The following is a 9,823-nucleotide window of genomic DNA, read 5'->3' as shown; positions in this document are numbered from 1 at the left end:
TGAACACCACAGTCGACGGCGATTACCAAACCTACAAGGGCGAATCCGGCGGATTCGTCCGCGACCACTTCTTCGGCCAGAGCCCGCAGACAAAAGAAATGGTCGCCGATCTGACCGATGAGCAGATCTGGAACCTCAAGCGCGGCGGGCACGACTACCGCAAGGTCTACGCCGCCTACAAGGCCGCCACCGAATTCACCGGTAAACCCACCGTCATCCTCGCGCACACGGTCAAGGGCTACGGCCTGGGCACACACTTCGAGGCCCGCAACGCCACCCATCAGATGAAGAAGCTCACGCTGCAGGACCTCAAGGACTTCCGCGACCACCTGCGGATCCCGATCAGCGACGAAGCGCTGGAGAAGGACCCGTACCGCCCGCCCTACTACCACCCCGGCATGGACGCCCCGGAAATCAAGTACCTGATGGAACGGCGTTCCGCACTGGGTGGTTTCGTTCCTGAGCGGCGCACCAAGCACACCGAACTGACCCTTCCCGGGGACAAGGCCTACGAGGTCGCCAACCGGGGCTCGGGCAAACAGTACGCGGCCACCACCATGGCCTTCGTCCGGCTACTCAAGGACCTGATGCGGGACAAGGAATTCGGCCAGCGGGTGGTGCCGATCATTCCCGATGAGGCGCGCACCTTCGGCATCGACGCGTTCTTCCCCACCGCGAAGATCTACAACCCCAACGGACAGAACTACCTCTCCGTGGACCGCGACCTGCTGCTGGCCTACAAGGAATCCATCTCCGGACAGATCGTGCACGCCGGCATCAACGAAGCAGGCTCCGTCGCCGCCTTCACCGCAGCCGGCACCTCCTACGCCACCCACGGCGAGCCGCTGATCCCGATCTACGTCTTCTACTCCATGTTCGGCTTCCAGCGCACCGGCGACGCGCTCTGGGCCGCGGCGGACCAGATGACCCGAGGATTCCTGATCGGCGCGACGGCCGGCCGGACCACCCTCACCGGTGAAGGACTCCAGCACGCCGACGGACACTCCCCGCTGCTGGCCTCCACCAACCCCGCCGTCGTCACCTACGACCCGGCCTACGGATACGAAATCGGGGTGATCATGCGCGACGGGCTGAACCGGATGTACGGACCGGACTCCACCGCTCGGGACTTGATCTACTACCTGACCGTGTACAACGAGCCCATCCTGCAGCCCGCTGCTCCGGCAAACATGGACGTGGAGGGAATCACCAACGGCATTTATCTGCTCGAACCGGCCAAGATCGACGGGCCGCGCACGCAACTGCTGGCTTCCGGCGTCTCGGTGCCGTGGGCACTGGAGGCCCAGCAGATCCTGGCCGAGGACTGGGGCGTCTCAGCGGACGTCTGGTCCGTTACCTCCTGGACGGAGTTGCGCCGCGACGGCCTTGCCGCCGAGGAAGAAGCGTTCCTGGATCCTGCCGCGACGGCCCGTACTCCGTTCGTCACCTCCGCTCTGGCTGGGGCCACTGGTCCCATCGTGGCCGTGACTGACTACATGAAGGCAGTTCCGGATCAGATCCGCCAGTTCATTCCGAACGAGTTTGCCAGCTTGGGCGCCGATGGCTTTGGCTTCTCTGACACCCGTGCCGCGGCCCGCCGGTTCTTCAAGATCGACAGTCACTCGATCGTGGTCCGGGCCTTGGAGATGCTGGCCCGCCGTGGAGAAGTCGACGCACAGGCTCCGCGGCAGGCGATTGACAAGTACCAGCTGCTCGACGTCAATGCTGGAACCACCGGCGTGGTCGGCGGCGACAGCTGACCCAACCTCCCGTTTCCACCCACGAAACCCCAGCTTCCCCGCAAAACCCCAGCAGATCTGTTCGGGTTTCGGGGTCGCTGGGGTTTCGCGCTTAAGGTGTGGTGCGGCTGGGCGCTTTGGCTGTGGTGGAGTTCGGCCATCGGATGCCGCGTTTGTAGTGTTCACACAAATGGAGGTTCCTTCGCCCGGGCCGTATGCTCGGAGCATGGCCGAGACTTCCAGCAGCTCCGACGTCGCTCCGACGGCATCACGAACTTCCAAGACCTCCCGTCCTGCCCCAACCAGCGCCCCTGCCGGGGGCACCCCGGCATCTCAGACTTCCCGCACCCCAGCGGCCCCTGCGACCGGCAGGACCCCGGCATCCCGCACCCCGGCACGGTCGTCTGTACGGAAGGCCGCAGTGCCAGCGGATCCGCCGGCACTGACCCTGGAAAAGCTGCGGGCCAATGTGGGCCGGCTGTCCAGCACCACTTTGCGGGAGCTTGACAGCACGCTGCCGTGGTACCGGCGGCTCAGTGCGGATGAACGCTCGGCGTTGGGCATGGTGGCGCAGAATGGAATAGCCGCCTTTGTTTCCTGGTACCAGCGGCCGTCGTCGCCGTCCTGGGTGCTCTCCGATGTTTTCGGCACGGCGCCCACCGAGCTGACCCGCTCCATCAGCCTGCAGCGGGCGCTTGCGCTCATCCGCACGGTAGTGCAGGTGGTGGAAGACCATGTTCCCGAGCTGGCACCCAAGGCGGAGCAGGGGGCCCTGCGCGAAGCCGTGCTCCGATACTCCCGTGAGGTGGCCTTCGCCGCGGCGGACGTCTACGCGCGGGCCGCCGAAACACGCGGATCCTGGGATACCCGGCTGGAGGCGCTCATTGTTGATGCGATCCTGCGCGGCGAAAACACCGATGCCCTGCGCTCCCGGATCGCCGCCTTGGGCTGGACATCCCAGGCCCGCTTCTCGGTGCTGGTCGGCAACGCGCCAGCCGAGCCCAATGCCGGATTCGTGGCGGATCTGCGCCGCGCGGCCGCCCGGCTCGCGGAGGACGCGCTGGTCGGCATTCAGGGCGACCGGCTCATCCTGGTGCTCGGTGGGGTGGCGGATCAGGACACGGCTTACCTGCGCTTGAGTGAACTTTTTGCTCCCGGCCCGGTGGTTTATGGACCGTTGGCCCCGTCGCTGATGGAGGCCAGCAGTTCCGCCCAGGCCGCCTTTGCCGGACTCGCCGCCGCGGCCGCTTGGCCGGGGGCTCCACGGCCGGTGGCGGCGGACGATCTGTGGCCCGAGCGGGTCATCTCCGGGGATGAACTTGCCCGGCGCGCGCTGGTCAAGAACATCTACCGGCCCTTGGTCGCCGCCTCCAACGGACTGGTTGAAACACTGAGCACTTACCTTCAGCTGGGCCACTCGCTGGAAGCCTCGGCCCGCGAGTTGTTCGTGCACGCGAACACGGTCCGCTACCGGCTGCGCCGCGTCTGCGACGTAACCGGCTGGGATCCGCTGATCCCGCGGGAGGCCTTTGTCCTGCAGACGGCACTGGTCGTGGGCCGGCTTGCCGCCGCGTCGCGGCCGGGCGTGGAGCGCCCTGCCGGCCGTACCGAGAATCCGGCCACCCGACCCCCGTCGTTGTAGACTTCCTACAAAGGGACCCTCTGAGCTTGGTGTACGCAAACACCATGTAAATGCAGTTCTGTTTGGAAAGCTGGATACCGTGCTTGCTATTGTCTGCCCCGGACAGGGTGCCCAAACCCCCGGATTCCTCTCGCCCTGGCTGGAGCTGCCTTCCGTGGCGCGCCGCCTTGATGAACTGAGCGAGGCGGCCGGACTGGACCTGCTGACTCACGGCACCGTCTCGGATGCGGAAACCATTAAGGACACCGCCGTGGCCCAGCCGCTGATCGTCGCGGCCTCCCTGCTCACCGCCCACGCTTTGTTCGGCGGCGGTGAGCTGGACGGCGGAACGTTCGACGGCGGGGTCCCCGCCGGAGCGGTCCTGGCCGGACATTCGGTGGGCGAGATCCCGGCGGCCGCGCTGGCCGGAGTGCTCAGTGAAGCGGACGCAATGTTGTTTGTCCGGGAGCGGGCCACCGGCATGGCCACGGCGGCGGCCGCCGCAGCGACCGGCATGAGCGCCGTCGTCGGCGGTAAGCCCGAGGAGGTGCTGGCCGCAATCGAGGCGGCAGGCCTGACCGCCGCGAACATGAACAGCGTCGGGCAGACTGTCGCAGCCGGCACGTTGAAGCAGCTGGAAACGCTCGCCGCGAACCCGCCAGCGAAGGCCCGTGTGATCCCGCTGCCAGTTGCAGGGGCGTTCCACACGCACCACATGTCGCCAGCTGTATCAGCGCTGGAGGCCCTGCGCCCGCGCCTGAGCGCCAACGATCCGGCGCAGACCCTGCTCTCCAACTTCGACGGCCAGCCGGTGGCGGAAGGCGATGCCGTGATGACAAGCCTGATCGCCCAGGTCTCCCGTCCCGTTCGCTGGGATCTGTGCATGGAAACAATGCTCTCGATGGGCGTGACGGCCCTGATCGAGCTCTCGCCAGCCGGAACCCTCACGGGCCTGGCCAAGCGCGCGATGCCCAACGTTGCTACCGTTGCCCTAAAGACACCCGCCGATCTGGATTCCGCGAGGGAACTGATCGCCCGCACACGCGACTTGGCAGCCGGCCCGACCGGCCAGGAAGAAGGACACCAGTGAGCACCCCCACGCTGAATCAGGCCCCCCTGCATGAGTACAGCGGAATCCTGGGCATTGGCGCCTACCGGCCGGACATCATCGTCACCAATGACGACATCTGCCAGTGGATTGATTCCTCCGACGAGTGGATCCGCCAGCGCACCGGCATAGTCACCCGGCACCGCGCCGGCCGGGACGTCAGCGTCGTGGACATGGCCGAAGGAGCCGCCCGTGAGGCGCTGCTCGGTGCAGGCATCGAAGCCTCCGAACTGGGCGCGGTCATCGTCTCCACCGTGACCCACCCCTATGCCACCCCGTCGGCCGCCTCGCTGCTGGCCGAGCGGCTGGGGGCGACGCCGGCTCCGGCCTTCGATGTTTCCGCCGCCTGCGCCGGATACTGCTACGGCATCGCCCAGGCGGACGCTCTGGTGCGCGCCGGGAGCGCCAAATACGTCCTGGTCGTGGGCGTGGAAAAGCTCTCCGACGTCATCGACAACCACGAACGGACCATCTCCTTCCTGCTCGGCGACGGCGCCGGCGCCGTCGTGGTGGGACCCGCCGAGCAGGCCGGCATCGGCCCCTCCATCTGGGGATCCGATGGCAGCCGCTGGGATGCAATAGGCATGACGCACTCGCTCCTGGCGGTCCGCGACTTCAGTGCCACGGCCATGCAGAACGACGGCGACACGGACGACGCGGCGGTGGCCGCCGACGAAACCCGGCTGTGGCCGACCCTGCGCCAGGACGGTCAGACAGTCTTCCGCTGGGCGGTATGGGAAATGGCCAAGGCAGCCAAGCAGGCGCTCGACGCGGCCGGCGTGTCCGTGGCCGATCTTGCCGCTTTCGTCCCGCACCAAGCCAACATGCGCATTATCGATGAGCTGGCCAAACAGCTGAAGATGCCGGACTCCGTGATGATCGCCCGCGATATTGCCGATGCGGGCAACACCTCGGCAGCCTCCATTCCGCTGGCAACGCACCGGCTGCTGCAGGAAAATCCCGAGCTGCACGGCGGATTGTCGCTGCAGATCGGCTTTGGCGCCGGCCTTGTCTTTGGTGCCCAGGTAGTGGTGCTTCCCTAGTTATGCTTGCTGTGCGGAACAACCCGATAGCATTTCAGGCCGCAACCGTGGTTTGATCCAACCTGCCTCATCCGTATGCGTACGAGCGTCGAAGCAGAATCAACAGAAAAGGAGCCATCAGTGGCTAGCAACGAAGAAATCCTGGCCGGCCTGGCGGAAATCGTCAATGAAGAGACGGGCCTGGCCCCGGAAGCGGTTGAGCTGGACAAGTCCTTCACGGACGATCTCGACATCGACTCCATCTCGATGATGACCATCGTGGTCAATGCCGAGGAGAAGTTCGGCGTGCGGATTCCGGACGAGGAAGTCAAGAACCTGAAGACCGTCGGCGACGCCGTCACCTACATTTCCGGCGCCCAGGCTTAGTCCAGCGCCCTGCCCTTAACCGGGCATCCGGATGGCCGGCCGCCAAGGCCGGCCATCCGGAACCGAAGAATTGCTGCACACCTGCAGACCATACCCAGAGAGTAGAACCATGGCCCGCAAAGTAGTCATCACCGGACTCGGAGCTACCACGCCGATTGGCGGCGACGTCCCCACCATGTGGAGGAACGCCCTCAAGGGCGTTTCCGGCGCGCACACCCTGACCGACGACTGGGTAGCCAAGTACGAGCTGCCCGTGCACTTTGCGGCGCGAGTCTCCACTCCCGCCTCCGAGGTGCTCACCCGGGTGGAAGCCAAGCGGCTGGACCCATCCAGTCAATTCGCCGTCATCGCCGCCCGTGAGGCCTGGAAGGATTCCGGCATCACCGAGGTGGACCATGACCGCTTCGCTGTTGCCTTTGCCACCGGCATTGGCGGGGTTTGGACGCTGCTCGACGCCTGGGACACCCTGCGCGAAAAAGGACCCCGCCGGGTACTCCCGATGACCGTTCCCATGCTCATGCCCAATGGTGCCGCCGCGGCCGTGAGCCTGGATCTGGGTGCACGCGCAGGCGCCCACACCCCGGTGTCCGCGTGTGCCTCCGGGACGGAAGCGCTGCACCAGGGTTTGGAGCTGATCCGTTCCGGCAAAGCGGACGTGGTGATGGCCGGCGGTGCCGAAGCCGCCATCCATCCGCTGCCACTGGCCGCCTTTTCCTCCATGCAGGCGCTCTCCCGGCGCAACGACGACCCGGAGCATGCCTCCCGTCCCTATGACCGCGACCGTGACGGGTTCGTCATGGGCGAGGGCGCCGGAGCGCTGGTGCTCGAAGCCGAAGAGCACGCTTTGGCCCGCAGGGCCCGCATTTACGGTGAGCTGGCAGGTACGTCGGTGACGGCCGACGCGTACCACATCACCGCCCCGGATCCGGAAGGGCTCGGCGCCACCAGAGCACTCAAGGCGGCACTTTTCGACGCCCGCGCGCAGCCTGAAGACGTGGCGCACGTTAACGCCCACGCAACGTCGACTCCGGTCGGCGACCGCCCCGAATACACGGCACTCAGAGCCGCACTCGGTGATCACGTACAGAATGTTCCGGTCTCCGCTACCAAGTCCCAGACGGGCCACCTCTTGGGTGCCTCAGGAGCGGTGGAGGCGGTTATGACGGTCCTCGCGGTCTACGAACGCAAGGCACCGGCCACCATCAACCTGGAAAACCAGGATCCGGAAATCCCACTGGATATTGTCACCACCGCGCGCGATCTGCCGTCGGGCGACATCGTGGCGCTGAGTAACTCGTTCGGCTTCGGTGGGCATAACGCCGTCGTGGTGATCCGAAACCACTAGGCCACCCGTCCTCCCGTCCGGCGGCCGCTGGACAGGATTCCCGGGCAGTGGACAGCCCTACGCAGCCAAAAGGAGCCGGCCCCCGCGGGGACCGGCTCCTTCGGTGTTATGGCAGGAGTGCGGTTTCAGCCCACTCGGTGCAGCCAGCGCACCGGAGCGCCCTCGGCCGCGTGGCGGAACGGCTCCAGTTCCTCGTCCCATGCTTCGCCCAGGGCGAGCGAAAGCTCGTGGTAGACGGCGGCCGGATCGCCTGCACCGGACTCATACGCGTAGCGGATCCGGTCCTCCGACACCATGATGTTGCCGTGGACGTCCGTGGCGGCATGAAAAATCCCGAGTTCGGGAGTGTGCGACCATCGGCCGCCATCGACGCCGACGCTGGCTTCCTCGGTGACCTCGTAGCGCAGGTGGGCCCAACCACGCAGGGCAGAGGCCAGCAATGAGCCGGTTCCCTGCGCACCAGTCCAGGCCAGCTCAGTCCGGAACATGGCCGGGTCGGCAGGCTGAGGGATCCACTGAAGATCGGTCCGCTTGTCCACGACCGATTCAATGGCCCACTCGATATGCGGGCACAGCGCCGTAGGGGCCGAGTGCACAAACAAGACTCCGCGCGTGATCACAACAGACATTCCATCCTCCATAGCTGTAGGTACGTCTTCCCCAACGACCTTCTGCCTGGATGAACTGCCACTGCGGGCGCAGGAATTGCCGATCTACAGTCCCTGATTCTCAATGTGCGGCATTCTCCACCGCACTTCCTCATATTGTGCCGTACCGGCGCTAATAACGCCAGTGAAATTCCCCACATGGCATTTGCGTCGAAGAAGGGCGCGGGAGGCAGCACGCTGGCCGGGCGCGGGAGGCGGGCGCGGGAGGCAACTCGGCGTTCAGGCCCGCGGGTGGGCCTGAAGGTAGCTGTTCCGGAGCCGATCCACGGAGACATGCGTGTAGATCTGTGTCGTGGCCAAGCTGCTGTGCCCCAGGATTTCCTGTACCGCGCGAAGGTCCGCTCCGCCGTCGAGCAGGTGCGTCGCCGCCGAGTGGCGCAGCGCGTGCGGACTGGTCGCCGAAGTATCACCGAGCGCATGAAACAGCCGTTCGACGACGGTGCGCACCTGCCGCTGGTCCATCCGCCGTCCGCGCTGGCCCAGAAACAAGGCCGGGCCGCTTGCCGGCGTGCATAAAGCGGGCCGTGCGTTGGTCAGCCACCCCTCGACCGCAGTCGCGGCCGGCTGGCCGTAGGGTACCGTGCGCTCCTTGTTGCCCTTACCCAGGGCCGTCAAAGTCCGGCGCTCCCGGTTGAGTGAGTCGATGTCGAGAGCCACCAGTTCCCCTACCCGGAGCCCGGTGGCGTACAAAAGCTCTATCAGGGCCAGATCACGCAGGGCCATCGCTTGGCCGTCCTGCGCCCGCTGCGCCAGATCAGCGAAGAGCCGTGCCAGCTGCGGCAGTGCCAGCACACCGGGCAGGCTTTGTTCGCGCTTGGGTGCTTTCAGCCGCAGCGCCGGGTCCACCGCAATCAGTTCCTCCCGCGTGGCCCACGCGGTGAAACTGCGCGCTGTTGCCGCTCGGCGGGCGAGGGTGGCCCGGGACAGTCCCGCTGAGCTCTGCTCCCCCAGCCATCGGCGCAACGTGCCCAGCTCCAAGCCCTCCAGACTGGTGGCCCCCTCGGTGACAGCATGCAGCAGCAACGAGTCCACGTCGCCTAGATACGCACGCACTGTATGGTCCGACCGTGCTCGTTCGGACACCAAATAGCGCTCAAAGGCATGAACGGCCTTGGCGAAGTCGGGGGGCAAGTCGATGCGTTGCACGTACCTACTGTGCGCCCCCGGCACACGCGGGAGCAAGCCGAACAAGCGGCAGGATTCCGCGGACTTCTGGCCGATCGACCGCTAGCGGTCCAGATCCTCCGGCTCGAACTGGCTCAGCGGCGAGCCGCCCAAATGTGCAGCGTCATCGCTGGCATCGGCCTCGTCCGAATCCACCGGCGAATCGAAGTCAACGTCTTCGGCTGCCTCGCCAATGGTCGGCTCTTCCGGCGGCACCTGCTCGTCCCCGTCGAGGTACCGCTCCTCCTCCGTCTCCTCACGCAGCGTCTGATCAGATTCAGAGCCAGGCTCATTGGGGTCCGTCGATGGCTCGCCCTCGCTATGGACCAAGGGGTCCTCACGCCAGTTGTCCGGGTTATTTTCCGCCGCATCGGGATAGTCGTCCGGTCCCTGACTGCTGAGTTCCTCCACGGTATCCGGCGACACCGCGTCCACGTCGGGATCGGGAATTGCCTCGTCCTCGCCCACGATCGTCAGGTCTTGATCGGGAAGGTTTTGCTCAGTCATGGCTATGGTCCTCTCAGAATGGCCGATATCCGTTCACTACGAAGCCTACTGAGCACTCCAGGACTTAGCCAGTTTGGGCGTTGTGGCTGTAAACCGCTTCGGTTCGTTGAGGGCCTAGGTGGGTGGGTCGGTAGTGGTTTGACGTCGGGTTTGGTGTCGTAGCGGCTTTTTGTTCCTGCCGGGCTGGATCGGTGCGGGTTGCTGGTTCGTGGGGCGCGACCGTGTCGGTCGGTGCTTTCGCCTTCCTTGGATGGTCTCCGGC

General features: G+C 65.8%; 9 protein-coding genes. 6 read left to right on the top strand and 3 right to left on the bottom strand.

From position 1 onward, the window contains the following. The 6 genes from IV498_RS17735 to fabF form a co-directional block, all read left to right on the top strand. A partial coding sequence (locus IV498_RS17735) for a transketolase-like TK C-terminal-containing protein (RefSeq protein WP_442951383.1) occupies window positions 1-1,760 on the top strand: 1,760 nt, incomplete at its 5' end. A 400-nt stretch (window positions 1,761-2,160) separates the two neighbouring features. Further along, window positions 2,161-3,381 carry a PucR family transcriptional regulator gene (locus IV498_RS17730; protein WP_269048407.1) on the top strand — a complete coding sequence of 407 codons (1,221 nt, stop codon included), beginning with the start codon at window positions 2,161-2,163 and terminating at the stop codon, window positions 3,379-3,381. 79 nt (window positions 3,382-3,460) lie between these two features. Then, window positions 3,461-4,450, top strand: coding sequence for an ACP S-malonyltransferase (locus IV498_RS17725; RefSeq protein WP_269048406.1), 990 nt, complete (start codon window positions 3,461-3,463; stop codon window positions 4,448-4,450). Continuing rightward, window positions 4,447-5,511 (top strand): beta-ketoacyl-ACP synthase III, encoded by a 1,065-nt coding sequence (locus IV498_RS17720; protein WP_269048405.1) that lies wholly within the window; start codon window positions 4,447-4,449, stop codon window positions 5,509-5,511. Before IV498_RS17725 ends, IV498_RS17720 begins: the two co-directional genes overlap by 4 nt. A gap of 120 nt (window positions 5,512-5,631) precedes the next feature. Continuing rightward, entirely contained in the window at window positions 5,632-5,877 is a 246-nt protein-coding gene (locus tag IV498_RS17715) for an acyl carrier protein (protein ID WP_269048404.1), read from the top strand. Window positions 5,878-5,986: 109 nt separating this feature from the next. After that, entirely contained in the window at window positions 5,987-7,222 is a 1,236-nt protein-coding gene (gene fabF, locus IV498_RS17710) for a beta-ketoacyl-ACP synthase II (protein WP_269048403.1), read from the top strand. 125 nt (window positions 7,223-7,347) lie between these two features. Here fabF and IV498_RS17705 read toward each other — a convergent pair whose 3' ends face one another. From IV498_RS17705 to IV498_RS17695, 3 genes are all read right to left on the bottom strand, one after another. Beyond that, window positions 7,348-7,851 carry a DUF3145 domain-containing protein gene (locus tag IV498_RS17705; protein ID WP_269048402.1) on the bottom strand — a complete coding sequence of 168 codons (504 nt, stop codon included), beginning with the start codon at window positions 7,849-7,851 and terminating at the stop codon, window positions 7,348-7,350. A 258-nt stretch (window positions 7,852-8,109) separates the two neighbouring features. Beyond that, window positions 8,110-9,036 carry a tyrosine recombinase XerC gene (locus IV498_RS17700; protein ID WP_269048401.1) on the bottom strand — a complete coding sequence of 309 codons (927 nt, stop codon included), beginning with the start codon at window positions 9,034-9,036 and terminating at the stop codon, window positions 8,110-8,112. An 81-nt stretch (window positions 9,037-9,117) separates the two neighbouring features. Continuing rightward, window positions 9,118-9,561 carry a hypothetical protein gene (locus IV498_RS17695; protein WP_269048400.1) on the bottom strand — a complete coding sequence of 148 codons (444 nt, stop codon included), beginning with the start codon at window positions 9,559-9,561 and terminating at the stop codon, window positions 9,118-9,120. Window positions 9,562-9,823 lie beyond the last annotated feature (262 nt).

This window comes from Paenarthrobacter sp. Z7-10 (assembly GCF_026932795.1).
Classification (GTDB): domain Bacteria; phylum Actinomycetota; class Actinomycetes; order Actinomycetales; family Micrococcaceae; genus Arthrobacter_M.
This window is presented reverse-complemented; position numbering and strand designations above follow the sequence as displayed.

Bases quoted from the DNA above. Each gene is read 5' to 3' on its own strand.
- fabF (WP_269048403.1), top strand. From the start codon at position 5,987: ATGGCCCGCAAAGTAGTCATCACCGGACTCGGAGCTACCACGCCGATT.
- IV498_RS17705 (WP_269048402.1), bottom strand. From the start codon at position 7,851: ATGTCTGTTGTGATCACGCGCGGAGTCTTGTTTGTGCACTCGGCCCCT.
- IV498_RS17695 (WP_269048400.1), bottom strand. From the start codon at position 9,561: ATGACTGAGCAAAACCTTCCCGATCAAGACCTGACGATCGTGGGCGAG.